The organism is Sinomonas sp. P47F7 (assembly GCF_049332655.1).
Classification (GTDB): domain Bacteria; phylum Actinomycetota; class Actinomycetes; order Actinomycetales; family Micrococcaceae; genus Sinomonas.
This window is the reverse complement of sequence record NZ_CP186327.1, coordinates 1967316-1990965: the sequence shown is the minus strand read 5'-3', so window position 1 is coordinate 1990965 and position 23650 is coordinate 1967316. Positions and strand designations below refer to the sequence as shown.

Here is a 23650-nt window from a genome sequence, read left to right as displayed (position 1 = left end):
TCCGCATGTCTACCGGAGCGAGCTGACGTGACATGCGGTTATCCACAGGCATTTGAGCACGAGTGATGTGAGTCATCTCATGGCGGCACCCACCGCGCGGAGGACTAAGCTGGTCCGCATGACTCTTGCGTTCACCCGGCTGGGGTTCGCGCCTGACTACGTCGATTACGCCGCCGGACTCGCGGCGCAACGGCAGCTCCACGACGAGGTGGCAGCCGGTCAGGCCCCCAGCACTGTCCTCCTGCTCGAGCATTCCGCCGTCTACACGGCAGGCAAACGGACCGAGGAGCACGAGCGTCCCCTCGACGGCACGCCGGTCGTTCCTGTGGACCGCGGCGGAAAGCTCACGTGGCACGGCCCGGGCCAGCTCGTCGGCTATCCGATCGTGCGGCTCAAGGAGCCGCGCGGCGTCCGGGCCTACGTCGAGTTGCTCGAGGACGTCATGATCACCGTCATCTCGGAGTACGGGATCAAGGCCGAACACGTCGACGGTCGGTCCGGCGTCTGGGTCCGTGCCGACGAGCGCGGCGGGGACCGAAAGATCGCCGCCATCGGCATCAGCGTCCACGACGGGATCACGGGCCACGGCTTTGCGATCAACTGCAGCAACAGCCTCGACCCCTACCAGCAGATCATCGCGTGCGGCATCACCGACGCCGGCACGACGACGATCTCCGCCGAGGCGGGCCGCGAGATCGGGCCGCTGGACATCATCGACCGCATCACCGAGGAACTCGCTCGCCGCTCTGGCGAGTTCACTGCCGACGATCTCGGCACCGAGCTCCTCACCCCCGCTTCCACAACCGAAGGAGCACTCCTGTGACGCTCGCACCCGAGGGGCGCCGAATGCTGCGCATCGAGCAGCGCAATGCCGCGACGCCCGTGGAGCGCAAGCCCGACTGGATCAAGGCAAAGGTCCACATGGGCCCCGAGTTCATCCAGCTCAAGAACCAGGTCAAGAAGGAGGGGCTGCACACGGTCTGCGAGGAGGCCGGCTGCCCCAACATCTTCGAATGCTGGGAGGACAAGGAAGCGACCTTCCTCATCGGCGGCTCCGAGTGCACGCGGCGCTGCGACTTCTGCCAGATCGACACCGGCAAGCCCTCGCCGCTGGACCGCTTCGAGCCCACGAAGGTGGCCCGCTCGGTCCAGTCCATGTCTCTCCGGTACGCGACCGTGACCGGGGTCGCCCGCGACGATCTCGAGGACGAGGGGGCATGGCTCTACGCGGAGACCATCCGCAAGATCCACGAGCTCAACCCGGGCACCGGCGTCGAGATCCTCATCCCGGACTTCTCCGGCAAGCCTGAGCACATCACCGCGATCTGCGAGGCCAAGCCTGAGGTGTTCGCGCACAACGTCGAGACCGTTCCCCGCATTTTCAAGAGCATCCGGCCTGCGTTCCGCTACGGGCGCTCGCTCGATGTCATCACGCAGGGCCGCGACCAGGGCATGGTCACGAAGTCCAACCTCATCCTCGGGATGGGCGAGACCCGTGAGGAAGTCTCCCAGGCTCTGCGCGATCTGCACGAGGCCGGCTGCGACCTCATCACCATCACCCAGTACCTGCGCCCCTCGGAGCGGCATCACCCGGTGGACCGCTGGGTCAAGCCGCAGGAGTTCGTCGAGCTCTCCCAGGAGGCCGAGGAGATCGGCTTCCTCGGCGTGATGAGCGGGCCACTCGTGCGCTCCTCGTACCGCGCCGGCAGGCTCTGGGCGACGGCGATGCGCAAGAAGGGCTGGGAGATCCCGCCGCAGCTCGCGCACATCGAGTCCTCCGGCTCCACGCGCCAGGAGGCGGCGACCCTCCTCGCCGGTCAGAGCAGCTGAGTGAGCCAGCCTCATCGCGCGGCTTGAGCGCCGCCGTTCGGGAGGAGATCCCGGAGGGCGGCGTTTCACTTAGAATTGAAGGACTATGGCGAAGAACCCCTCCACCACGCCCTCGGAGAGCGCTCCGAAGAAGGCGAAGAAGCCAAACAGCTTCCAGCAGATGATTCAGGTCTTCCAGATGACCCGCCGGACGGACCCGAACGTCGTCTGGCTCATGGTGCTGGCATTCCTTGTCCTTGTGGGCGCGAGCCTCCTCGTCGGCTTCCTGCTCGAGAACTGGGTGACCGGCCTCATCATCGGCATCCTGCTCGGCGTCCTCGCCGCCGTGCTGATCCTGAGCCGCAGGGCCGAGCGCGCGGCGTTCGCTCAGATCGAAGGCCAGCCCGGCGCCTCCGGCGCCGCACTCAACACGCTGCGCCGCGGCTGGATCGTCGAAGAGCAGCCCGTCGCCATGAACCCCCGCACGCAGGATGTCGTGTTCCGCGCGGTGGGGCGCCCCGGCGTCGTCCTCGTCACGGAGGGTCCCACGAGCCGCGTCCGCGCGCTCGCCGAGGGTGAGCGCAAGCGCCTCGCCCGCATCCTGCCCAACGTCCCGATCCACGTGATCGAGTCGGGCCGGGACGAAGGTCAGACCCCCATCGACAAGATCGCCAAGTCAATGCAGAAACTCAAGCCGGAGCTCACGAAGGTCGAGGTCCAGGCCGTCAACAAGCGCCTCGCCTCCCTCGGCACGCGGCTCCCGATCCCGAAGGGCATCGACCCGACGCGGGTTCGCCCCGACCGCCGCGCGATGCGCGGCCGCTGACGGCTCGACGCCCCAGAGACCACCGCACGGCGCGCGTCAAGGCATTGGCCGACAAGAGGCCCGGACGATGACGTCCGGGCCTCTTTCGCGATCACTTTCTCACGAGGACGGTCTTCGCGGCCTTGTCGTGCAGGCCCCGCTGGTCGACGTCGAAGACCACGGCCGGAATCACGAGGCAGAGCAGGAGCGTGCGGAGGATCGCCGCGGAGAACCCCGCCGGCCCACCTCCGAGGCGCACCACTTTGAGCCCCAGCAGCCGGTGCCCCAGGCCGTAGCCAACGGTTCCGACGAGCACAATCTGCTCGAGCGCAAAGATCCCGAGCGTCGCGAGCGAGTCGCCGCGGAAGAACGCAGCGGAGATCGCGAGGCACGCCGCCCAATCGATGCACAGTGCGACGACGCGCCGCCCTGGTCGGGCGATCGAACCGGGCCCAGTCCGCGGAAGTTCAAGGGCGCGCCCCGGATAGTGGCCGGGTTCGGTCGGCGGGCCGCTGATCCACGAACTGAAGTCTCTGCGCTCGATCACCGAACAAGTCTAGTTGGCGCACGTCGCGCAGCTCCTCGAGGCACCTCGCGCGCTTGATCCAGCGCGCGCCGAGCGCCGAGCGCCTCCGCGTGAGCCGTTCGCGGTGCTGCGGTGCCATCGCCGTGGCCCGCATCCAATCCTCGACGCCACAAAAAACTGTCATGACAGTCGTTTGTGGCGTAGAGTGCCCGCATGACGACGACAGAGGAGCGGCTGGCGTACGCAGATCGGGTCGCCGAGGTGTGGGCGTCGCGCTATCGGGTGCCGCCGATCGCGGGACGCATCGCGGGCTACCTGTACGTGTGCGAGCCGGCGGCGCAGGGCATCGACGATCTCGCCGCGGCCCTCCAGGCGAGCCGCAGCGCGGTGGTCGGGAGTGTGAAGGTCCTCGAGCTGCACGGGCTCGTGCGGCGCACGCGCGCCGCGGGTGAGCGCGCCGATCGCGTCCGGCTGGTCTTCGACGAGTCGCGCGGCTTCGACCCGACTCGCTATCGCGAGGCGGCCGAGATCGCGGAGGCCGGTCTCGCGCTGCTTGCCGCCAGCGCCACCGATCAGCGCGCAGTCCTCGAAGAGACCGCGTCCCTCAACGCCTTCCTGGCCGACCGCATGCCGCAGCTCCTCGAGGAATGGCGGGCCACGCGATGAACAAGATCACGCTGCAGGACGGCCGGATCCTCGCCTGGCACGAGTTCGGGGAAGCCGCGGGCCAGCCATGCCTGTTCTTCCCGGGCTCGTCGAGTTCTGGGCTCGCTGGCCGCGGGCTCGACGCATCCGCGAAGGCCGCCGGCATCCGTCTGCTCGCGATCGACCGACCCGGTCTCGGGCACTCGGATCCTGCGCCGACGCGCACGCTCGCCGATGTCCCGGACGACATCAGGGAGCTCCTCGACGAGCAGGGCATCCAGCGGGTCGGCGTGCTTGCGCATTCGGCGGGCGGCGCCACGGCGCTCGCCCTGAATTATCGGCTCCCGGAGCGCGTGACGGCGACCGTGATCGGGGCGGGATCTGGCCCGTACAGCGAGGAGTGGTTCCGTGCGGAGGCGGAGATCCCGGGGATGTCACGCGCGTTCTACGGCCTCGCGCTGCGCGCGCCGCGCGTCTTCGGGGCGGTGCTCCAAAGCAGCACTCCACGGACGGCGAAGGCCATCGATCGGACTCTCGGCTTGATCGCTCGCGGCGATTCGCCGGATTCGGTGTACGCGCGGACGCATCCTGACGAGACGCGGGCGGCGCTCGAGGCGGTCGCGGACGGATTCCGCCAGGGATCACGCGGACCGACCGACGACGCCCGGCTCATATGCCGGCCGTGGGGGTTCCGCGTCGAGGACGTCACCGGGCACGTCGAGTGGTGGCACGGCGAACAGGACGCCAACGTCCGTCCAGCGGCGGGTCGCGCGATCACCTCGCGCCTGCCCGACGTCACCGCGCACTTCGTGGACGGCGGCCATTTCGCGCTCCTCGACGGGAGTCACCCCATCTGGGACGCGCTGCGGCGGAGCTGAGTCAGTCGCCGAGGCCGGGTCAGACCAGAACCGGCGGATCGGGCCACCAATTCGCATAACATCCTGCCGTGCATAACGGCCCTGTTACGCCCAGCACTTTACTGGCCGCCGCCGCACGGCCTAGCGTAGGGCCCGATGGCGTGGGATGTAACCTCGCCGAAACAATGTGGACACTGCCGGGAAACTCCGCGTTCGTAGGCTAGGTGCCGTTGCAGCACGGCGCCTGCCGCGCGGCCATCATTGCCTGCGCGCCGTTCGCGCCCGGTGCGTGCCATTCCGATCTGTAAGGAGAACAGATGTTCAAGTCTGCGGAGGAAGTCCTCAAGTTCATCAAGGACGAGGACGTCAAGTTCGTCGACATCCGCTTCACCGACCTCCCCGGTGTTCAGCAGCACTTCAACGTTCCCGCGAAGACCGTTGACGAGGACTTCTTCGTGAACGGCCAGCTGTTCGACGGCTCGTCTATCCGCGGCTTCCAGGGCATCGCCGAGTCGGACATGCAGCTCATCCCGGACGTGACGACGGCCTACGTCGACCCGTTCCGCGTTGAGAAGACGCTCGCGCTCAACTTCTCGATCGTCAACCCGCGCACGGGCGAGCCGTACCACCGCGACCCGCGTGGCGTGGCCGAGCGCGCCGAGGCCTACCTCGCCTCCACGGGCATCGCCGACACCGCGTTCTTCGCGCCAGAGGCCGAGTTCTACGTCTTCGACAACGTCCAGTTCGAGTCGTCGCCGCAGGGCTCCTTCTACAAGGTCGACTCGATCGAGGCCCCGTGGAACTCCGGCCGCGAGGAAGAGGGCGGCAACCTGGCCAACAAGACCCCCTTCAAGGGCGGCTACTTCCCCGTCGCGCCGATCGACCACCAGGCTGACCTCCGCGACGCCATGGTCCTCAACCTCGACGCCGTGGGCCTCGAGGTTGAGCGCTCGCATCACGAGGTCGGGGCCGCTGGCCAGGCCGAGATCAACTACCGCTTCGCGACGCTCGTGCGCGCTGCGGACGATCTGCAGAAGTTCAAGTACGTCATCAAGAACACGGCGACCGAGTGGGGCAAGGCCGTCACGTTCATGCCGAAGCCGATCTTCGGCGACAACGGCTCGGGCATGCACTGCCACCAGTCGCTGTGGAACGGCTCCGAGCCGCTCTTCTACGACGAGAAGGGCTACGCGAACCTCTCCGACCTGGCTCGCTGGTACATCGGCGGCCTGCTCAAGCACGCCTCGGCCGTCCTCGCGTTCACGAACCCGACCGTGAACTCGTACAAGCGCCTCGTGAAGGGCTTCGAGGCCCCGGTCAACATGGTCTACTCGCAGGGCAACCGCTCGGCCGGTATCCGCATCCCGATCACGGGCACGAACCCGAAGGCCAAGCGCATCGAGTTCCGCGCGCCGGACCCGTCGTCGAACCCGTACCTCGCCTTCGCCGCCCAGCTCATGGCGGGCATTGACGGCATCCGCAACCGCATCGAGCCGCCGGCCCCGATCGACAAGGACCTCTACGAGCTGCCGGCCGAGGAGGCCAAGGACATCCCCAAGGCTCCGGGTTCGCTCGAGGAGGCACTCGACGCCCTCGAGGCCGACAACGAGTTCCTCCAGGCGGGTGGCGTGTTCACGCAGGACCTCATCGAGACCTGGGTCGCGTACAAGCGCGAGAAGGAAATCGCTCCACTTTCGCTCCGCCCGAACCCGTACGAGTTCGAGCTCTACTTCGGGGTCTGATCCCGAACTGACAAAGGCATAGCCCACAAGAGTCCGCGCGGGCCGCACGCATGAATTGCGTGACGGTTCGTGCGGACTCTTCGTTGTCCGGCAATATTCGGCGTCCGAGCCGCGAGCAACGTGTTGTCGCGGGGCAAAAGGCAACGGCCGACAGTCCGTGTGAGACTTGCGGCATGATGCCCACCCCACAGGACGAAATCGCCGTCCAGCGCGCCTACGATCAAGTCGCGGACACCTATGCGAACCATTTCCGGTCGACCGAACCGGAGCTGCCTGTTGACCTCGGGATGATCGAGCTTTTTGCCTCATTCCTACCCAGCGGCAAGCGGGTCTTGGACGCTGGATGCGGCGCAGGGCGCATGATGCCGGTGCTTGCGACTTTCGGCTGTCAGGTCGAAGGAGTAGACTTCCCGCCCGAGATGATTCGCCGGGCTCGGCAGGGCCTCGGCCGGCTCCTGACTTCAGTAGGCATGACTGAGGTCGCACGCCTCGAGCGTGCCGCGGCATCCCATGAGCGCACGGGTCAGGCCGTGCTCATCGCGAGGGCGTAGCTCAGTCTTCGCCGGTGAGCCAAGTCCGGACCGACCACGACGCGACAACGCCCTCGGTGACGAACGGATCGTCCGCGGCGAACTCCTCGGCGGCCTCCCGGGTCTATGCCTTCCCGGGGATCGCCGCTGCGAACCGAGTGCGCTCAGCCGCGGGAGATCTTCACTGTAGGTCCATCCATCCCCGGCCCCGGACCCACCTCGTCACCTCGAGAACGTCGCCGTAGACGCTGGTCGTGATGATCGCAATATTCGTGGTTCTGTGCTCCACAGTTTCAGAACCGATCAATTCGGTGGCCCTGCGTTTGGCCTCGGCTCGCGTCCGGGCGTCAAAGCGGAAAGGAATTGATCGATTGCGATCCGCTGTTCCACCTGACGGCGCATAGATGCAGGTGATCTCAAAAGTCGGCATGTAGTCCCCCTCATACTCCGAACCAACCATCGAGACAGATTGATGTCTGTCCCCCCAGCGAGATTACTTCTGCGAGAGCACGGTTCGCTAGGCGGTGGATAACTCTCAATTTGCGGGAGGCCAAAGGTCACTGCCCGGCGGTGCCGACCAATGCTATCTTGTCGCGCAGGGGGCCAGCGGGTGCCTGGCATTCGCGTGAGGGGTAGCCGATACATGGAATGGAATGCGCGGCAGCATCAAGCTGCGGGCTTTGTGCCGCACCGCCGAAGGGCGTCATTCGTCTCCGCCCTCAGCAGGATGGACCCCGCACTCGCCTCCGTCGCGGCATTGGGCATCAGCACCGTGGTGGGTGCCCTGCTGCTCGTTGTGACGTTCGCGGTCATCGCCGGCTTCGCCGCGAGCCGTACGGGCGGAGGCGCCACCGCGAGCGGGACGTTCTCGGCCACCATCCGCAACGACACCTCGCAGGCCGTCTATCTCATCGAGTGCGAGGAAGACTGCACAACCTTCGTGGCGGGCGAACGCCTCGCCCCGCAGGCGGGTAGCCGTGTGGGCGCCTCGAGCGACGACACGCCCCAGTGGTATCTCGTCGTTGACGACGGCGGGTCCCGGCTCGGGTGCCTCAACCTCCACTACGATCACGTGATCAAGAACCTCACCGTCAGGATCTCAAGCGTCGGCTCCTGCCCCGACGGAACCCAAACCTCGATCACGACCCCGCGGCGCGACGCGTGAAGGGTCGTTCGGACCTAGACAGAACTTTCTGTCTATCGCTACGTTTCAAGGGTGAGCCAGACCATCGCCGACGGCAGAACCGTCGATGACGAGTGCCTTCCGCCGCAGGCGGACCGAGACTGGCCGATTGGAAGCCAAGTGTTGGCAATGATCGGCAAACTGCTTGAGACGCCAGGACTGGGCGAGGTCGATCGGGGTACCCTCCGCAGCCTCCTCGAACGATACGGGGCCGAGCACCCGTAGCCGCCGTTCCGCGCGCAAGCCCAGCCGTCACACCGGGTCACGTGCCGCCGGCCGCTCCGGGCCGGGATATGGTATGGCTCGGCATGGCAAGCTGGGGCTCAGAACGGCCGATGCGTCCGCTGAGCAACGCGAACGGGAGCGGGCATGAACGATCCGGGGCAGGCGGGGGCCGGCAGTCCTGTGCGCCCGCCTCGTGCCCGTCGCCGGTCCGAATTCACGGTGCAGACGCCCGTCCCGCTCCCCCCACTCGGTGCTGGGCGAAGGTTCCGGATGCGGGAGCGGCGGCCGCGCGCCGTCGCCGTCCTCGTCATCGCCCTGGCCCTCGCCCCAGCCGTTGGCCTCGTCTACGCGGGGCAGCTGGCGGTGGGCTTCGCGAGCGGCGTCCACCGCTCGGACGCGCTCACGCAAGCCCTCTCCGACTCATCCCTGCCCGCGCCCCCGAGCCGGACGAGTGGCACCGACATCCTCGTGATGGGCGTCGACTCTAGGCTCGACGCGAGCGGGAGGCCGGTCCCGGCCGATGCGTACGGCGCACTTCACCCGAGCGACGGCGGCGTGGCCGGCTACAGCGCGAGCGTGCTCATGCTCGTTCATCTCCCGACAGACGGTTCGCGGCCGACGGTCACCTCGATTCCCCGCGACGCAACGGTCGTGACCGCGGGCTTCTCCGGAGCCGGGTTCAAGGCCAAGCTCAAAGACGCCTACGGCTACGGCTTCGCGGCGCAGCGAACTGCGCTCACCGCGGCGGGCACGCCCTACGACGACGCCGCGTACCTCGCGGCGCGCGACGCCGGGCGCCGGGCCGAGATCGCGACCGTCACGAAGCTTCTGGGGACGGTCCGCGTCGACCACTTCGTCGAGGTCACCATGGCGGCGTTCTACCAGGCGGCCCAGGCCCTCACCCCGGCATCCCGATGCGCCACCCGGCCCGTGGTCGACGAGGCCGGTCAGCAGGCCTTCATCCTCTCGGTACTCCACGAGGTCAAGCAGCCGGCCTCGTTCACCAACCCCGCGGCGATGCGGACCGTGCTCGAGGCCGCCGGCAGTAACCTGACGGTCGACTCCGGGATGGACCTCGAACAAGTGACCCGGGACGCGACGTCGCTCTCGGGTGGCAATCTGACCTACACGACACTGGCCAGTGGTGGACCGGCACAGGCAGCCCACGTGACATCGATCACTGCCGTCGGCCTCAACGTCGCTGCCGCCACGGCCAACGTGCTCCCGTGCGCCGAATAGCTCAGCGCAACGTCGGCCTCTCTGCGTGTCGGCTTTTACATGTACAGCACTAGGGCGATACGGTGATCCGGCGCACATGAACCCGCTGGGCGAGTGTGCGCCGGCGCGCCCGGTCCATAACGGGCAGAGCACCGGGCGCGCCGCTTACCCCCTACTTACTCGCCAGCGCGAGGGCGGTCAGCCCGCGAGCGTCGTGAGGATGGCAACGGCGTCCCCCACGGCCGTGACGTCGTGGCTCGGCCCCGGCAGCACCGCGAGCTGCCCCGCCTCGAGCCTCGTCTCCTCCTCGCCCGAACTCACGACGAGGGAGCCCGAGAGCACGTGCAGCGTGGCCGACTCGGGCTTCGCGTGCTCGCCCAGGGACTCGCCGTCGAGGATGGCCAAGAGCGTGTGGCGAAGACGCCCGTCATGAGTCAGTGCCCGGGCGCTGCGGCCGTGAGGATTCGCGCGGGCCCGCTCGAGCTCCTCGGCGGCGATGCGTGCCACGTCGATCAGACCGTGGGTCATGATCCCATCCCTCCCTCACGGCGGTCCCGGACCTCACCGGCCGACCGCGTAGAACCTCTCCTCGAATACGTGCCGCGCGCGGCGCGTGAGCTGAAGGTACCGCTGCTCGAGCATCGTGGCCTGGCCGGGTGCGTAGCCGCACCATCGGGCGACCGCCTCGAGGTCCCGCCGCGACGAGGGCAGGACGTCGGAGGCGCGCCCGGTCCACACGACGTTCGCGCTGCGGATGCGGCTCGCGAGGCGCCACGTGTCCGCGAGGAGAATCGCCTCGCCGTCGCTCAAGTACCCCAGCGCGGCTGCCGCACGCAGGGCGGGGAGCGTCGCCGTCGTCCGCAGTTCGCGACTCTTCCCCGCGTGCTGGAGCTGGATGAACTGGACGAGCCACTCGACGTCGCTGAGGCCGCCGCGGCCGAGCTTGAGGTGACGCGCTGGGTCGGCGCCGCGCGGAAGCCGCTCCGCCTCGACGCGGGCCTTGATCCGCCGAATCTCGGTCACGTCCGGCCCGGACAGCTCGGCCGGGTACCGCACGCTGTCGGCGAGGGCCATGAAGTCGGCGGCGAGCGCATCGTCGCCCGCCATCGGGCGCGCACGGAGCAGGGCCTGCCACTCCCACACGAGCGCCCAACGGCGGTAGTACTCGGCGAACGAATCGAGCGATCGCACGAGCGGCCCCGACTTGCCCTCGGGACGCAAGTCGGCGTCGAGCTGCAGCACGCGCTCGGCGCGCACGGCTGGCTTGAGCGGCTGGGTCAGGAGCCCGGAGAGCGCCGTCGCCATCTCGGTGGCCTGGCGCTGCGCCGCGCCGGGATCCGCGCCAGGGAGGGGCCGGTGCACGTACATGACGTCCGCATCGGAGCCATAGCCGATCTCGCGGCCGCCCTGCCGCCCCATCGCGACGACGAGCACGTGGGTCAGGAGGGGCCCGTGGGCGGCGGCCTGGTCCTCGGCGACCCGGAGCGCCCCGAGCACCGCGGCTTGGTCCGCGTCCGCGAGGGCCCACCCCACCTCGTCCTGGCTGAGCAGGCCCGCACTGTCCGCAATCGCGATGCGCAGGATCTCGCGGCGCCGGATGAGGCGGATGAGCCGCATGCGCGCGGTCGGATCGTCGTGGCGCGAGATCTTCGATTGGATCTCCTGCCACTGAGCCTCAAGCGGAACCGGTGTGAGGTCCTTGTCCTGGCCGAGCCACGCGACGGACTCGGGCGAGACCTCGAGGAGGTCCGCGATGAGCCGGGAGTCCGCGAGGACGCGGCACAAGCGCTCCGCGGCCGCCGCCGAGTCCCGCAGCATGCCGAGATACCAGTGGGTCGTGCCGAGGGTCTCGCTCACGCGCCGGAACGCGAGCAGCCCAGCGTCCGGATCGACGCCCTGCGCGAGCCAGTCGAGCAGCACCGGGAGGAGCTGGCGCTGGAGCGCTGCCCGGCGGCTCACGCCGGCGGTGAGCGCCTCGATGTGCCGCATCGCGCCCTGTGGATCGCGGTAGCCCAGCGCGGCGAGCCGCCCCTGGGCCGCCTCGGGCGAGAGCTTGGCGTCCTCGGGGCTCATGTTGGCCACGGCATTGAGGAGCGGCCGGTAGAAGATGCGCTCGTGCAGTTCGCGCACGCTGCGCTTGGTGCGGTGCCACGACTCGAGGAGCGATTCGGGCGAGGCCTTGGCCGAGTCCATGACGCCCTGGACGGCGCGGGCGAGCGCGCGCAGCGCGTCCTCCTTGACCGGCATGAGGTGTGTTCTCCGGAGGTGAGCGAGCTGGATGCGGTGCTCGAGCAGCCTCAGGCGCCGGTAGGACGCGTCGAACTCGGCGGCCGCGGTGCGGCCGATGTACCCGCCTGCGGCGAGAGCGGCGATCGCCGACGTCGTGTCCCGCACCCGCAGCGACTCGTCGGTGCGGCCGTGCACGAGCTGAAGGAGCTGGACCGTGAACTCGACGTCGCGGAGGCCGCCCGAGCCGAGCTTGATCTGCCGGTCCGCCTCCGCGGGCGGGATGTGCTCCGTGACGCGGCGCCGCATGGCCTGGACGGACTCGACGAAGCCGTCGCGGCCCGCCGATGCCCACACGAGCGGCGCCACAGCGTCCTCGTAGCGGCGGCCCAGGTCGCCGTCGCCCGCGATGCAGCGCGCCTTGAGCAGGGCCTGGAACTCCCAGCTCTGCGCCCACCTCGCGTAGTAGGCAAGGTGCGAGTCGAGCGTCCGCACGAGCGGTCCGTCCTTGCCCTCGGGCCGCAGGTTCGCGTCGACCTGCCATAGCGCGGGCTCGCGTGACATGCCCCACACGGCCCGCGTGAGCCCCGTAGCGAGCGCCGTCCCGATCTTCACCGCCAAGGCGTCGCCGACGCCGTCCGCCGCCGGCCCGTCGGCGTCTGCGACATAGATGACGTCAACGTCGGAGATGTAGTTGAGCTCCCGCGCGCCGCACTTTCCCATCCCGATGACCGAAAAGGCGACGGCGCCAACCTCCCTGGATCCGAAGGTCGCCGCCGCTTCGGCGCGGGCGACGGCGAGCCCCGCCTCGAGCGCGGCGGCCGCGAGGTCCGCGAGCTCGGCCGCTGCGGTGGGCAGGTAGTCGGTCGGCGACGCCGCGCCGAGATCCCGGATCGCGAGCTCGCACAGGTGGCGGCGATAGCGGACCCGGAGGGCCTCGTAGGCGTCCGCTCCAGTCCGCGAGGCGACCGGCCGTCGCGCGGCGGGATCCGCGCCGACGGAGCGGAGGAGCGACGCGCGGAGCAGAGCGGGATTCGCCCCGGAGGGCTCGGCGGACGGCACCACGTCGAAGACGTCGACGTGCTCGGGCCTCCGGATGAGGAACTCCGCAAGCGCCTCGGAGGCCCCGAGGAGGCGGAACAGCGGCTCGCTCCGGGAGAGGCCGGCCTCGACGATCGCGCGGAGGCGCGGGTCCTTCTCGAGCAACCGCACGAGCGCGACGAGCGCTGCGTCCGGGTCCGGGGCCACGGAGAGCCCCTCGAGCAGGACGTCCTCGTCGATCCCCGCGACCTCCGGGGCGGCGAGGAACCGCTCGGCCCGCTCGGGATCCGACGAACCGAGGGCGATGAGCCGCCGGGCGAGGCTGGGCGCCATGGCGGCCTAGAGGATGCTCAGATTACGGTGCAGCTCGTAGGGAGTGACCTCGAGGCGGTACTCGTTCCACTCCTGGCGCTTGTTGCGAAGGAAGTGCTCGAACACCTGCTCCCCGAGGATCTGGGCCATGAGCTCGGAGTCCTCCATCGAGCCGATCGCGTCGTGAAGGCTCGCCGGCAGCGGGGAGTGGCCGAGCACGCGGCGCTCCGCCGAAGTGAGCGACGCGATGTCGTCCTCTGCTGCGGGCGGCAGCTCGTACTCCTCCTCGATGCCCTTGAGCCCCGCCCCGAGCAGGACCGCGTAGGAGAGGTACGGGTTGGTCGCCGAGTCGATGCCGCGATACTCGACGCGCGCGGACTGGCCCTTCCCGGGCTTGTAGAGAGGGACGCGCACGAGCGCCGAACGGTTGTTGTGACCCCAGCTCAGGTAGCTCGGCGCCTCGCCGCCGCCCCACAGGCGCTTGTACGAGTTGACGAACTGGTTCGTGACGGCCGTGAACTCGTTCGCGTGCCGCAGGAGGCCCGCGATGAAGTGGCGAGCCGTCTTGGAAAGCTGGAATTGGGCACCTGGCTCATGGAACGCGTTCGAGTCGCCCTCGAAGAGCGAGAAATGCGTGTGCATGCCGGAGCCGGGGTGGGCCGTAAACGGCTTGGGCATGAACGTCGCGTACGCGCCCTGCTGGATCGCGACCTCCTTGACGACGGTGCGGAACGTCATGATGTTGTCCGCGGTCTGAAGCGCGTCCGCGTAGCGCAGATCGATCTCGTTCTGCCCCGGCCCGCCCTCGTGGTGGCTGAACTCGACCGAGATCCCCACGGATTCGAGCATGTTCACGACCGTCCGGCGGAAGTCCTGCGCGACGCCGCCCGGGACGTGGTCGAAGTAGCCGCCTTGGTCGATCGGGAGGGGGGATCCGTCGGGGCCGAGCCGGTCCGACTGGAGCAGGTAGAACTCAATCTCGGGATGCGTGTAGCACGTGAAGCCCATCTCGGCAGCCTTCGCGAGCGTCCGCTTGAGGACGTTGCGGGGGTCCGCGAGGGAGGGCTCGCCGTCGGGCGTCAGGATGTCGCAGAACATGCGGGACGTGGGCTCCGTCTCCCCGCGCCACGGGAGGATCTGGAACGTTGAGGGATCGGGCTGCAGGAGCATGTCCGACTCGGAGACGCGGGCCAAGCCCTCGATCGACGAACCGTCGAAGCCGAGTCCCTCCTCGAAGGCGCCCTCCACCTCGGCCGGGGCCAGCGCAACAGATTTGAGCGAGCCGACGACGTCGGTGAACCACAGTCGGACAAAGCGGACGTCGCGTTCCTCAATGGTGCGGAGCACGAATTCCTGCTGACGGTTCATGAAAGGTCTCCCTTGCGAGTTCAGGCCCTTGCGCGCTTCCCCCACTCTACTCAGCTTGGACTAGTCTCGTCCGTATGGCCCCCACCACGTCACCCGAGTCCCCGGCCCCCTATGGTTCCGGCCCCCAGCAGGCCGGAACCGGCGCGTCGACGGGCCGCCCCGCGGGCCGCGTGCGCATCCACCACCTCGCCGCCGCGAAAGAACGTGGTGAGCGGTTCGCGATGCTCACCGCCTACGACCAGTACGCCGCGCAGATCTTCGACGAGGCCGGCATCGAAGTCCTCCTCATCGGCGATTCGGCCGCCAACAACGTCTACGGCCACGAGACGAGCCTGCCCGTCACGGTCGACGAGCTCCTCCCGCTGTGCCGCGCCGTCGCGCGCTCCGCGCGGCACGCGCTCGTTGTCGCCGATCTCCCCTTCGGAAGCTACGAAGTCTCCCCCGCCCAGGGCGTCGAGACCGGGGTGAGGTTCCTCAAGGAGGGCCTGGCCCACGCCGTGAAGATGGAGGGCGGGGCGTACTACGCCGACACGGTCCGCGCGATGGTCCAGGCTGGCATCCCGGTCATGGCGCACATCGGCTTCACCCCCCAGAGCGAGCACGCCCTAGGCGGCTATCGCGTGCAGGGAAGGGGCGACGACGCCGAGCGCCTTATCGAGGACGCCAAGGCGCTCGAGGCTGCCGGCGCCTTCTGCGTGCTCATGGAAATGGTCCCGGCCGAGACGGCCGCCGCCGTCGACGCCGCCGTGCGGGTCCCGACGATCGGCATCGGAGCCGGTGCCGCCACCACTGGCCAGGTGCTCGTGTGGCAGGACATGGCCGGTCTCCGCGGCGGCGAGGGCACACGGATTGCGAAGTTCGTCAAGCGCTACGCCGACCTGCGGGGAACCCTCCTGGACGCCGCGCGTCGGTACGGCGACGACGTCCGCTCGGGCACCTTCCCGGGGCCCGAGCACAGCTTCTGAGCGACCTGGGCACAGCCTCTGAGGGATCTGGCTCCGACCCGACGGGCCCTAGTCGTTATCAGACCAGCCGTCGCCGTTGGCGTCTGAGGGGTCCCAAGCACGGTTGCGCTCCTTGACCTTCTCGAGCGCGTGTTCGGCTTCCTCGCGAGTCGCGTAGGGCCCGATGAGCTGTGTCCAATCGCTCATCGCGTCCTCCTCGACCTGGTGCGTCCGGACGTTGTACCAAAACTGCGTCATGCGGCTCGTCCTCCTTTCGGCCCGAGTACACTCAGCCTATGCCTTCTCCGTCAACCACGGCACCCGTGGGCACGCTCGTGCCCGGGACCGTTTCCCCGATGCTCAAGGTCCCGGATTCGATCCCCAGACCGGGCTACGTCGGCAAGGACGGGCCGGAGAAGTACGACGGCAACGACGTCTACACGCCCGAGCAGCTCGGGCGCATTCGGGCCGCCAGCAAGATCGCCGCGCAGGCCACGGTCGAGGTGGGCCGGCACATCCGGCCCGGAATCACGACCGACGAGCTCGACCGGATCGGGCATCAGTTTCTCATTGACCGCGGCGCGTACCCGTCGACGCTCGGCTACCGCGGCTTTACGAAGTCCCTCTGCACGTCAGTCAACGAGGTGATCTGCCACGGGATCCCGGACTCGACCGTGCTCGCCGACGGGGACATCATCAACATCGACATCACGGCCTTCAAGGACGGGGTCCACGGCGACACCAACCATACGTTCCTTGTGGGTGACGTGGACGAGGAGTCCCGGCTGCTCGTCGAGCGGACGGAGGAGTCGCTCCGGCGTGCCATCAAGGCTGTGGCTCCCGGCCGCGAGATCAACGTGATCGGGCGCGCGATCGAGTCGTATGCCAGGCGCTTCGGCTACGGCGTGGTGCGCGACTTCACGGGCCACGGCGTAGGCGAGGCGTTCCACTCGGGCCTCATCATCCCGCACTACGACGCCGCGCCCGCGTACCGCAGGGTCATGGAGCCAGGGATGGTCTTCACGATCGAGCCGATGCTCACGCTCGGCACAATCCAGTGGGACATGTGGGACGACGGCTGGACGGTCGTGACGCGCGACCACAAGCGGACTGCCCAGTTCGAACACACGCTCGTCGTCACCGACACCGGGGCAGAGATTCTGACGCTCCCCTAGTCGAAACTGCCTCCCACCCCTCCCTTTCCTCCAACCCACCCCGCCCTAAACTCCCACGAGAGGCAGAACGCATGTCCAAGAGCGACAAGAAGCACAATCACCTCATCGGCATCGACATCGGGGGCACCGGCATCAAGGGCGGCATCGTCGATCTCAAGAAGGGCAAGCTCGTGGGTGACCGCGTGCGCATCGACACGCCTCAGCCCTCTGCGCCGGAGCCCGTTGCAGAAGTCGTGGCCCAGATCGTCGACGAACTGAGCGAGCGGGACGAAGCACCGTCCGAGGACCTGCCCGTTGGCGTCACGTTCCCGGGCATCATCCAGCACGGCGTCTGCCACTCGGCGGCCAACGTCGACAAATCGTGGATCGACTTCGAAATCGACAAGTTCTTCACGAAGCACCTCAACCGCCCCGTCGAGGTCATCAACGACGCCGACGCCGCTGGCCTCGCCGAGGTGAGGTACGGGGCGGGCCAGGGCGTGGACGGCACGGTCCTCGTCATCACGCTCGGCACCGGGATTGGTTCGGCTTTCGTCTTCAACGGCCAGCTCGTGCCGAACGCCGAGCTCGGCCACCTCGAGATCGACGGCTTCGACGCTGAGACCAAGGCCTCCGCGGTGGCGCGCGAGCGGGAGGGCATCGGCTGGGAAGACTACAGCGTGCGCCTGCAGCGGTACTTCTCGCACGTCGAGTTCCTCTTCTCCCCCGAGCTCTTCATCGTCGGCGGGGGCATCTCGAAGCGGGCCGACGAGTATCTGCCGCGGCTCAAGCTCCGCACGCCGATCGTCCCGGCCGAGCTCAAGAACGAGGCTGGGATCGTGGGCGCGGCCCTCCAGGTGGGCATCCACCACAAGCTCCACAAGTAGACCGCACGCGAAAAGGGGCCCGACGCCGGGCCCCTTTCGCACGCCGACAGCCGAATCAGGCCCGAGCCTCCTCGGCGGGCGACGCATCGGCCTGCTCGGATCGCAACAACGCAATGGCCGCCTCGAAGTCCTCGAGGGATTCGAACGACTGATACACGCTCGCGAAGCGCAGGTACGCGACGTGGTCGAGCTTCCGCAGCGGGCCGAGGATCGCGAGGCCCACCTCGTGGGCGTTGATCTCCGCGGCCCCGCTCGAGCGCACCGCCTCCTCGACCTCCTGTGCGAGGAGCGCGAGATCGTCTTCAGTGACTGGCCGCCCCTGGCACGCCTTCCGCACTCCGTTGATGACCTTGCTCCGGCTGAAGGGCTCGCCGACACCCGAGCGCTTGATCACCGTCAGGCTCGTCGTCTCGATCGTCGTGAACCGCCGCCCGCATTGCGGGCACTGCCTCCTGCGGCGGATCGACGCGCCGTCGTCCTGGATGCGACTGTCCACGACGCGCGAGTCCGGATTCCGGCAGAACGGGCAATACATCCCTCGATTCTACGGGGCGAGCCCCGCGTCACCAAGGAAAGACCACCAGATGTAGTGGTCCCCCCTACTAGGGACGGTGATTTCCCGAGGCTAGGGACGGCGATCGAAGCGCCGGTCCACGGCATCGCCGTGGGCCGGAAGGTCCTCTGCGTCCGCGAGGCTCCGGATGTGACGGGCGACGGCGCCGAGTGCCTCCGAACTGTAGTCGATGACTTGGACGGCCTTGAGGAACGTCCCGACGTTGAGCCCCGAGGAGAACGCGGCGGTGCCGCTCGTGGGGAGCACGTGGTTCGAACCGGCCGTGTAGTCGCCAAGGCTCACGGGGCTGAAGTCGCCCACGAAGATCGCACCGGCGTTGCGCACGCGGGCGGCGACCGCGGCGGCGTCCGCCGTCATGACCTCGAGGTGCTCGGCTGCGTAGGCGTCGCAGACCGCGACGCCCGCGTCGACGTCGTCCACGAGCACCGCGCCCGACTGCCGCCCTGAAAGGGCGGTGAGCACGCGGTCGCGGTGTTTCGTGCCCTCGGCCTGCTCGGCGAGGCGCTCGCGGACCGCCTCGATGAGCTCCGGCGAGTCCGTGATGAGCACGGAACCGGCGCGCGTGTCGTGCTCGGCCTGGCTCACGAGGTCGGCCGCGACGAGCTCGGGGCGAGCGGTCGCGTCGGCAAGGATCGCGATCTCGGTCGGCCCGGCTTCGGCGTCGATCCCGACAACGCCCTTGACGAGTCGCTTGGCCGTCGCAACGAAGATGTTCCCGGGGCCCGTCACGACGTCGGCGGGCTCGATCGCGGGGAGCGCCCCCGCCGAGTCCGATCCCGCCGGAATCCCATAGGCGAACGCCACGACGGCCTGGGCGCCGCCGATCGCGTACACCTCATCGATCCCGAGCAGGGCCGCGGCCGCGAGGATCGTGGGGTGCGGGAGGCCGCCGTGGTCCTTCTGCGGCGGCGAGGCGAGCGCAATCGAGCCCACCCCGGCGGCCTGCGCCGGAACGACGTTCATGACCACCGACGACGGGTACACGGCGAGGCCACCCGGCACGTACAGGCCGACGCGGCGCACCGGGACCCAGCGCTGGGATACGGTCGCGCCGTCGCCCGGGCGCACGGTGACGTCCTCGGGGAGCTGCGCCGCGGCAAACAGCCGGGCCCTGCGGATCGATTCCTCCAGCGCGGTGCGGACGCTCGGGTCGAGCGAGGCGAGCGCGCCAGCGATGGCCTCGGCGGGGACGCGCGGATGCCGCTGGGCCACGCCGTCGAACTTCTCTGCGAGGAGCGAGAGCGCCGCGAACCCGCCCGAGCGGACGTCCGAGATGATGCCGTGGACGGCGTCCTCCACCGCGGAGCCCTGCTCCGGCTCGAGCCGCGGCACGACCGCTCGCAGCTCGGCGAGGCTGAGGCTCCGGCCCCTGAGATCGATCGTGCGGAAGTCGAGGGAAAGGGCTGGGGAGGTCACGAACCCCAGTCTACGGTCCGGACGGGTGGGCGGGGATTAGGGTCGGGCGGGTGGGGCCTAGGGTCGGGTGGGTGGGCTCCATAAGACCGTAACAAGCCCGAGGATGACGACGGCGACGATCCCCGGCCACAGCGCGAGGGCGCTGAACGTCGCGAGGCCGAACGCCGAGCCCACGACGCTCGGATCGGACCGCGACGAGCCGAAGACCATTCCGAGGCCCACGCCCGTGAGCCACATGAGCACGCTCCCGGCGCCCGAGCCGACGAGCGCCGCGAGGTAGCGCCCCGCGAAACCCACCCGCACGTGTGCGCGCACCGCGAAGACGACGACGACGACCGCGGCGAGCGCCGAGAGGCCCGTGAAGACGAAGTCGCGGGGGATCCACTGCCCGTAATCCGAGCCGTCGCCGTAGAGCCGGCCGCCGGGGGCGGCGAGCCACCACGCGACGCCGAGCACGGGCCCGGCGACGGCGGGAAGCACGCACCATCGGACCATCGTCGCGGCACTCGCCCAGGTGCGCGCTCGCGACGAAGCTTCCATGACGTCCCCGGCCTCACGCATCGAGGCACGCAGGGCCGAGGAGGACCTTGAGGTCACCGAACAGGGCGGGGTTGGGGTTGACGCGGAGGTGCACACCGAGCTTCATGACCTCGATGCTGCGGGTCCCGTGGAGCCTCAGCTGCACCTCGCTGTGCCCAGGATGCGTGCGCAGGACCTCCCCGAGCCGCGTCACGATGCGCTCGGTGGCCTTGTGCGTCGGCATCGAGATGACCACGGGGCCTCCGTCGGTCTGGCTGAGGTCCGGCACCGTGAGCTCCATCGCGCTCAGCGTCACCGCGCCGTCGTCCCGCCGCTGGAGGCGGCCCTTGATCACCACGATGAGGTCTTCCGCGAGGATCGAGGCGATCGGTCCGTAGACCTGGCCGAAGAACATGACCTCCATGGACGCGCCGAGGTCCTCGATCTCGGCGCGCGCGTACGCGTTGCCGCTCGCCTTCGCGATGCGTCGGCTCAGCGAAGTGATCATGCCCGCAATCGTGACGATCGCGCCGTCCTGGGGGCCGTCGTCCGAAATGAGCTGGGAGATCGCATGGTCCGCGTGCCCGTCGAGCACCCCCTCAAGGCCTTGGAGCGGGTGGTCCGAGACGTACAGACCCAGCATGTCGCGCTCAAACGCGAGCCGGTCCTTCTTTTCCCATTCGGGGAGGTCCGGGATCTCGACGGCGAGGCCGGAGGCCAACGAGCCGTCGCCTCCATCGCCGTCGAACGCGCTGAAGAGGTCGAACTGGTTCGCGGCCTCGTTGCGCTTGAGCGTGATGACCGCGTCGACAGCCTCCTCATGCACCATGGCGAGCGAGCGCCGCGGGTGCCCGAGCGAGTCGAAGGCGCCGGCCTTGATGAGCGATTCGATCGTGCGCTTGTTGCAGACGACCGCGGGGACCTTCTGGAGGAAGTCGCTGAAGCCCGTGTACGCGCCCTTCTCGGTGCGGGCCTCGACCATCGAGTGCACGACGTTCGCGCCGACGTTGCGGATCGCGCCCATGCCGAAGCGGATGTCGTTGCCCACCGGGGTGAAGTTGAGCGCGGACTCGTTGACGTCCGGCGGCAGGACCGTGATGCCCATGCGCCGGCACTCGTTGAGGTACATCGCGAGCTTGTCCTTGTCGTCCCCGACGGACGTCAGCAGGGCGGCCATGTATTCGGCCGGGTAGTGCGCCTTGAGATAGGCGGTCCAGTACGAGACCACGCCGTACGCGGCCGAGTGCGCCTTGTTGAACGCGTAGTCGGAGAAGGGCAGGAGGATGTCCCACAGCGTCTTGACCGCGGCGTCCGAGTACCCCCGATCGTGCATGCCTGCAGAGAAACCCTCGAACTGCTTGTCCAGCTCGGACTTCTTCTTCTTGCCCATCGCGCGGCGCAGAATGTCGGCCTGTCCGAGCGAGTAGCCGGCGAGCCTCTGCGCGATGGCCATGACCTGCTCCTGGTACACGATGAGGCCGTAGGTGCCGCCCAGGATGTCTTCGAGCGGCTCCGCGAGCTCGGGGTGGATCGGCGTGATCTCCTGCTGGCCGTTCTTGCGGAGCGCGTAGTTGGTGTGCGCGTTCGCGCCCATGGGGCCCGGCCGGTAGAGCGCGAGGACGGCGGAGATGTCCTCGAAGTTGTCGGGGCGCATGAGCTTCAGCAGCGAGCGCATGGGGCCGCCATCGAGCTGGAAGACGCCGAGCGTGTCGCCGCGGGCGAGGAGCTCGTAGGACGGCGCGTCGTCGAGTTCGAGGCGCTCGAGGTCGAGCTCCGTTCCTTGGTTGAGCTTGATGTTGTCCAGGGCGTCAGTGATGATCGTGAGGTTCCTCAGGCCGAGGAAGTCCATCTTGATCAGCCCGAGGCCCTCGCAGGTCGGATAGTCGAACTGCGTGATGACCTGGCCGTCCTGCTCGCGGCGCATGATCGGGACGATGTCGATGAGAGGGTGCGAGGACATGATGACGCCCGCGGCGTGCACGCCCCACTGGCGCTTGAGCCCCTCGAGGCCGAGCGCCGTCTCGAACACACGTTGGGCGTCCGAGTCCGAGCGCAGGAGCTCGCGCATCTCCTCGGCCTCGCCGTAGCGCTTGGCCTCGGGGTTGTGGATGTCCACGAGCGGCATGCCTTTGCCCATGACGTCCGGCGGCATCGCCTTCGTGAGCCGCTCCCCCACGGAGAACGGGTAGCCGAGCACGCGGGAGGAGTCCTTGAGGGCCTGCTTGGCCTTGATGGTCCCGTACGTGACGATCATCGCTACGCGGTCGTCGCCGTACTTCTCCGTCACGTACTTGATGACCTCGGGGCGGCGACGATCATCGAAGTCGACATCGAAGTCAGGCATCGAGACGCGGTCCGGATTGAGGAAGCGCTCGAAGATGAGGCCGTGGGCGAGCGGGTTGAGATCCGTGATACGCATCGCGTACGCGGCCATAGACCCCGCACCGGAGCCACGGCCCGGGCCCACGCGGATCCCGTTGTCCTTAGCCCAGTTGATGAAGTCGGCGACGACGAGGAAGTAGCCCGGGAACCCCATCTGGGTGATGATCCCGATCTCGTATTCGGCCTGCTTGCGGACCTCGTCGGGAATGCCGCCCGGGAACCGGTAGTGGAGACCGCGTTCGACCTCCTTGACGAACCACGATTCCTCGTTCTCCCCCTCGGGGCAGGGGAAGCGCGGCATGTAGCTCGCCTTCGTGTTGAACTCGACATCGCAGCGCTCGGCGATGAGCAGTGTGTTGTCGCACGCCTCGGGGTGGTCGCTGAAGATCGCCCGCATCTCGGCTGGGGACTTGAGGTAGAACTCGTCGGCGTCGAACTTGAACCGCTTGGGGTCGGCGAGCGTCGAACCAGATTGGACGCAGAGGAGGGCGGCGTGGCTCGAGGCGTCCTCGGCGTGCGTGTAGTGGAGATCGTTCGTGGCCACGAGCGGAAGGCCGAGGTCCTTCGCGAGCCTGATCAGATCGGCCTGAACCGCCCGCTCGATGTCGAGGCCGTGGTCCATGAGCTCGCAGAAGAAGTTCTCCCGCCCGAAGATCTCCCGGAACTCGGCGGCCGCCTCGCGAGCCTCCTTGTACAGCCCCAGCCGGAGCTTGGTCTGGACTTCGCCAGACGGGCAACCGGTCGTGGCGATGAGGCCCTTCCCGTACGTCTGCAGGAGCTCGCGGTCCATGCGCGGCTTGTACAGATAGCCCTCGAGGGACGCGAGCGAGGACATCCGGAAGAGATTGTGCATGCCCTGCGTGTTCTCGGCCCACATCGTCATGTGGGTGTACGCGCCGGCGCCGGAGACGTCATTGCGTCCGCCGTCGCCCCAGCGCACGCGGGTCTTGTCCTGGCGGGCGGTGCCCGGCGTCAGGTAGGCCTCGACCCCGACAATCGGCTTGATGCCGGCGTCCGTGGCCTTCTTCCAGAAGTCGAATGCCCCGAAGACGAAGCCGTGGTCCGTGGTCGCAACCGCGTTCATGCCGAGCTCCTCGGCGTGGCTGAACAGGTCCCCCAGCCGCGCCGCGCCGTCGAGCATCGAGTACTCGGTGTGGTTGTGGAGGTGCACGAAGGAACCGCTGGAAGTCACCGCTCCAGTCTAGGCTCGGCGTCGGTCGGCTCTGCGCTGCCGCGCCGCAGGAGGCTCGCAGCAGCAAGCTCGTCGGCGACATACCGGTGTCGGCG

21 protein-coding genes and 1 pseudogene are annotated in these 23650 nt (G+C 68.6%); 13 read left to right on the top strand and 9 right to left on the bottom strand.

What is annotated here, in order from left to right:
- Positions 1 to 79: 79 nt before the first annotated feature.
- The 3 genes from lipB (at position 80) to ACOKR1_RS09370 (ending at position 2635) form a co-directional block, all read left to right on the top strand.
- Complete coding sequence (gene lipB, locus ACOKR1_RS09380) at positions 80 to 823, top strand: lipoyl(octanoyl) transferase LipB (protein ID WP_422936379.1); 744 nt, start codon at positions 80 to 82, stop codon at positions 821 to 823.
- Positions 820 to 1830: a lipoyl synthase gene (gene lipA / locus ACOKR1_RS09375; protein WP_422936378.1), complete on the top strand. Its 1011-nt coding sequence runs from the start codon at positions 820 to 822 to the stop codon at positions 1828 to 1830. Before lipB ends, lipA begins: the two co-directional genes overlap by 4 nt.
- Positions 1831 to 1915: 85 nt before the next feature.
- Positions 1916 to 2635 carry a DUF4191 domain-containing protein gene (locus ACOKR1_RS09370; RefSeq protein WP_422936377.1) on the top strand — a complete coding sequence of 240 codons (720 nt, stop codon included), beginning with the start codon at positions 1916 to 1918 and terminating at the stop codon, positions 2633 to 2635.
- 91 nt (positions 2636 to 2726) lie between these two features.
- Here the strand turns inward: ACOKR1_RS09370 and ACOKR1_RS09365 are convergent, their stop codons facing one another.
- A complete protein-coding gene (locus tag ACOKR1_RS09365; protein WP_422936376.1) occupies positions 2727 to 3161 on the bottom strand; it encodes an RDD family protein in 435 nt (144 codons plus the stop codon).
- A 192-nt stretch (positions 3162 to 3353) separates the two neighbouring features.
- Here ACOKR1_RS09365 and ACOKR1_RS09360 point away from each other — a divergent pair, with 192 nt between their 5' ends.
- The 7 genes from ACOKR1_RS09360 (at position 3354) to ACOKR1_RS09330 (ending at position 9561) form a co-directional block, all read left to right on the top strand.
- Positions 3354 to 3806: a GbsR/MarR family transcriptional regulator gene (locus ACOKR1_RS09360; RefSeq protein WP_422936375.1), complete on the top strand. Its 453-nt coding sequence runs from the start codon at positions 3354 to 3356 to the stop codon at positions 3804 to 3806.
- A complete protein-coding gene (locus ACOKR1_RS09355) occupies positions 3803 to 4663 on the top strand; it encodes an alpha/beta fold hydrolase (RefSeq protein ID WP_422936374.1) in 861 nt (286 codons plus the stop codon). Before ACOKR1_RS09360 ends, ACOKR1_RS09355 begins: the two co-directional genes overlap by 4 nt.
- 296 nt (positions 4664 to 4959) lie before the next feature.
- Entirely contained in the window at positions 4960 to 6384 is a 1425-nt protein-coding gene (glnA, locus tag ACOKR1_RS09350) for a type I glutamate--ammonia ligase (protein ID WP_422936373.1), read from the top strand.
- Between the two features lie 173 nt (positions 6385 to 6557).
- Positions 6558 to 6935, top strand: a complete 378-nt coding sequence (locus tag ACOKR1_RS09345) for a class I SAM-dependent methyltransferase (RefSeq protein WP_422936372.1) — start codon at positions 6558 to 6560, stop codon at positions 6933 to 6935.
- Positions 6936 to 7641: 706 nt separating this feature from the next.
- Positions 7642 to 8079 carry a hypothetical protein gene (locus ACOKR1_RS09340; protein WP_422936371.1) on the top strand — a complete coding sequence of 146 codons (438 nt, stop codon included), beginning with the start codon at positions 7642 to 7644 and terminating at the stop codon, positions 8077 to 8079.
- A 51-nt stretch (positions 8080 to 8130) separates the two neighbouring features.
- Positions 8131 to 8322, top strand: coding sequence for a hypothetical protein (locus ACOKR1_RS09335; RefSeq protein WP_422936370.1), 192 nt, complete (start codon positions 8131 to 8133; stop codon positions 8320 to 8322).
- Positions 8323 to 8592: 270 nt separating this feature from the next.
- The gene (locus ACOKR1_RS09330; protein WP_422936369.1) at positions 8593 to 9561 is read left to right on the top strand and encodes an LCP family protein; all 969 of its coding nucleotides are present in this window, start codon (positions 8593 to 8595) and stop codon (positions 9559 to 9561) included.
- 177 nt (positions 9562 to 9738) lie between these two features.
- Here ACOKR1_RS09330 and ACOKR1_RS09325 read toward each other — a convergent pair whose 3' ends face one another.
- The 3 genes from ACOKR1_RS09325 to ACOKR1_RS09315 are packed head-to-tail and all read right to left on the bottom strand — an operon-like array spanning position 9739 to position 14487.
- Positions 9739 to 10068 (bottom strand): cupin domain-containing protein, encoded by a 330-nt coding sequence (locus tag ACOKR1_RS09325; protein ID WP_422936368.1) that lies wholly within the window; start codon positions 10066 to 10068, stop codon positions 9739 to 9741.
- 33 nt (positions 10069 to 10101) lie between these two features.
- Positions 10102 to 13140: a bifunctional [glutamine synthetase] adenylyltransferase/[glutamine synthetase]-adenylyl-L-tyrosine phosphorylase gene (locus ACOKR1_RS09320; RefSeq protein ID WP_422936367.1), complete on the bottom strand. Its 3039-nt coding sequence runs from the start codon at positions 13138 to 13140 to the stop codon at positions 10102 to 10104.
- A 6-nt stretch (positions 13141 to 13146) separates the two neighbouring features.
- The gene (locus ACOKR1_RS09315) at positions 13147 to 14487 is read right to left on the bottom strand and encodes a glutamine synthetase family protein (RefSeq protein ID WP_422936366.1); all 1341 of its coding nucleotides are present in this window, start codon (positions 14485 to 14487) and stop codon (positions 13147 to 13149) included.
- A 74-nt stretch (positions 14488 to 14561) separates the two neighbouring features.
- Here ACOKR1_RS09315 and panB point away from each other — a divergent pair, with 74 nt between their 5' ends.
- The gene (gene panB, locus ACOKR1_RS09310; RefSeq protein WP_422936365.1) at positions 14562 to 15452 is read left to right on the top strand and encodes a 3-methyl-2-oxobutanoate hydroxymethyltransferase; all 891 of its coding nucleotides are present in this window, start codon (positions 14562 to 14564) and stop codon (positions 15450 to 15452) included.
- A 48-nt stretch (positions 15453 to 15500) separates the two neighbouring features.
- Here the strand turns inward: panB and ACOKR1_RS09305 are convergent.
- Positions 15501 to 15701: pseudogene (locus ACOKR1_RS09305) on the bottom strand (SPOR domain-containing protein); the annotation flags it as partial.
- Positions 15702 to 15727: 26 nt separating this feature from the next.
- On the opposite strand from ACOKR1_RS09305, the gene map reads away from it, so the two are divergent.
- A complete protein-coding gene (gene map, locus ACOKR1_RS09300; protein WP_422936364.1) occupies positions 15728 to 16606 on the top strand; it encodes a type I methionyl aminopeptidase in 879 nt (292 codons plus the stop codon).
- Positions 16607 to 16677: 71 nt separating this feature from the next.
- On the top strand, positions 16678 to 17472 hold the full coding sequence (gene ppgK / locus ACOKR1_RS09295; RefSeq protein WP_415853909.1) for a polyphosphate--glucose phosphotransferase: 795 nt from the start codon (positions 16678 to 16680) through the stop codon (positions 17470 to 17472).
- Positions 17473 to 17527: 55 nt separating this feature from the next.
- Here the strand turns inward: ppgK and nrdR are convergent, their stop codons facing one another.
- From nrdR to dnaE, 4 genes are all read right to left on the bottom strand, one after another.
- On the bottom strand, positions 17528 to 18007 hold the full coding sequence (gene nrdR / locus ACOKR1_RS09290; protein WP_422936363.1) for a transcriptional regulator NrdR: 480 nt from the start codon (positions 18005 to 18007) through the stop codon (positions 17528 to 17530).
- 90 nt (positions 18008 to 18097) lie between these two features.
- Positions 18098 to 19462 carry a histidinol dehydrogenase gene (gene hisD / locus ACOKR1_RS09285; RefSeq protein ID WP_422936362.1) on the bottom strand — a complete coding sequence of 455 codons (1365 nt, stop codon included), beginning with the start codon at positions 19460 to 19462 and terminating at the stop codon, positions 18098 to 18100.
- Positions 19463 to 19519: 57 nt separating this feature from the next.
- Complete coding sequence (locus ACOKR1_RS09280) at positions 19520 to 20002, bottom strand: hypothetical protein (RefSeq protein ID WP_422936361.1); 483 nt, start codon at positions 20000 to 20002, stop codon at positions 19520 to 19522.
- A 13-nt stretch (positions 20003 to 20015) separates the two neighbouring features.
- Positions 20016 to 23555 carry a DNA polymerase III subunit alpha gene (gene dnaE / locus ACOKR1_RS09275; RefSeq protein ID WP_422936360.1) on the bottom strand — a complete coding sequence of 1180 codons (3540 nt, stop codon included), beginning with the start codon at positions 23553 to 23555 and terminating at the stop codon, positions 20016 to 20018.
- Positions 23556 to 23650: the final 95 nt, after the last annotated feature.

Excerpts from the sequence above, each read along its gene's own strand:
- nrdR (WP_422936363.1), bottom strand. The coding sequence starts at position 18,007 with ATGTATTGCCCGTTCTGCCGGAATCCGGACTCGCGCGTCGTGGACAGT.
- ACOKR1_RS09320 (WP_422936367.1), bottom strand. The coding sequence starts at position 13,140 with ATGGCGCCCAGCCTCGCCCGGCGGCTCATCGCCCTCGGTTCGTCGGAT.
- ACOKR1_RS09340 (WP_422936371.1), top strand. The coding sequence starts at position 7,642 with ATGGACCCCGCACTCGCCTCCGTCGCGGCATTGGGCATCAGCACCGTG.
- ACOKR1_RS09370 (WP_422936377.1), top strand. The coding sequence starts at position 1,916 with ATGGCGAAGAACCCCTCCACCACGCCCTCGGAGAGCGCTCCGAAGAAG.
- ppgK (WP_415853909.1), top strand. The coding sequence starts at position 16,678 with ATGTCCAAGAGCGACAAGAAGCACAATCACCTCATCGGCATCGACATC.
- ACOKR1_RS09315 (WP_422936366.1), bottom strand. The coding sequence starts at position 14,487 with ATGAACCGTCAGCAGGAATTCGTGCTCCGCACCATTGAGGAACGCGAC.
- glnA (WP_422936373.1), top strand. The coding sequence starts at position 4,960 with ATGTTCAAGTCTGCGGAGGAAGTCCTCAAGTTCATCAAGGACGAGGAC.
- ACOKR1_RS09355 (WP_422936374.1), top strand. The coding sequence starts at position 3,803 with ATGAACAAGATCACGCTGCAGGACGGCCGGATCCTCGCCTGGCACGAG.
- lipB (WP_422936379.1), top strand. The coding sequence starts at position 80 with ATGGCGGCACCCACCGCGCGGAGGACTAAGCTGGTCCGCATGACTCTT.
- panB (WP_422936365.1), top strand. The coding sequence starts at position 14,562 with ATGGCCCCCACCACGTCACCCGAGTCCCCGGCCCCCTATGGTTCCGGC.
- ACOKR1_RS09345 (WP_422936372.1), top strand. The coding sequence starts at position 6,558 with ATGATGCCCACCCCACAGGACGAAATCGCCGTCCAGCGCGCCTACGAT.
- ACOKR1_RS09330 (WP_422936369.1), top strand. The coding sequence starts at position 8,593 with ATGCGGGAGCGGCGGCCGCGCGCCGTCGCCGTCCTCGTCATCGCCCTG.
- ACOKR1_RS09280 (WP_422936361.1), bottom strand. The coding sequence starts at position 20,002 with ATGGAAGCTTCGTCGCGAGCGCGCACCTGGGCGAGTGCCGCGACGATG.
- map (WP_422936364.1), top strand. The coding sequence starts at position 15,728 with ATGCCTTCTCCGTCAACCACGGCACCCGTGGGCACGCTCGTGCCCGGG.
- ACOKR1_RS09325 (WP_422936368.1), bottom strand. The coding sequence starts at position 10,068 with ATGACCCACGGTCTGATCGACGTGGCACGCATCGCCGCCGAGGAGCTC.
- ACOKR1_RS09360 (WP_422936375.1), top strand. The coding sequence starts at position 3,354 with ATGACGACGACAGAGGAGCGGCTGGCGTACGCAGATCGGGTCGCCGAG.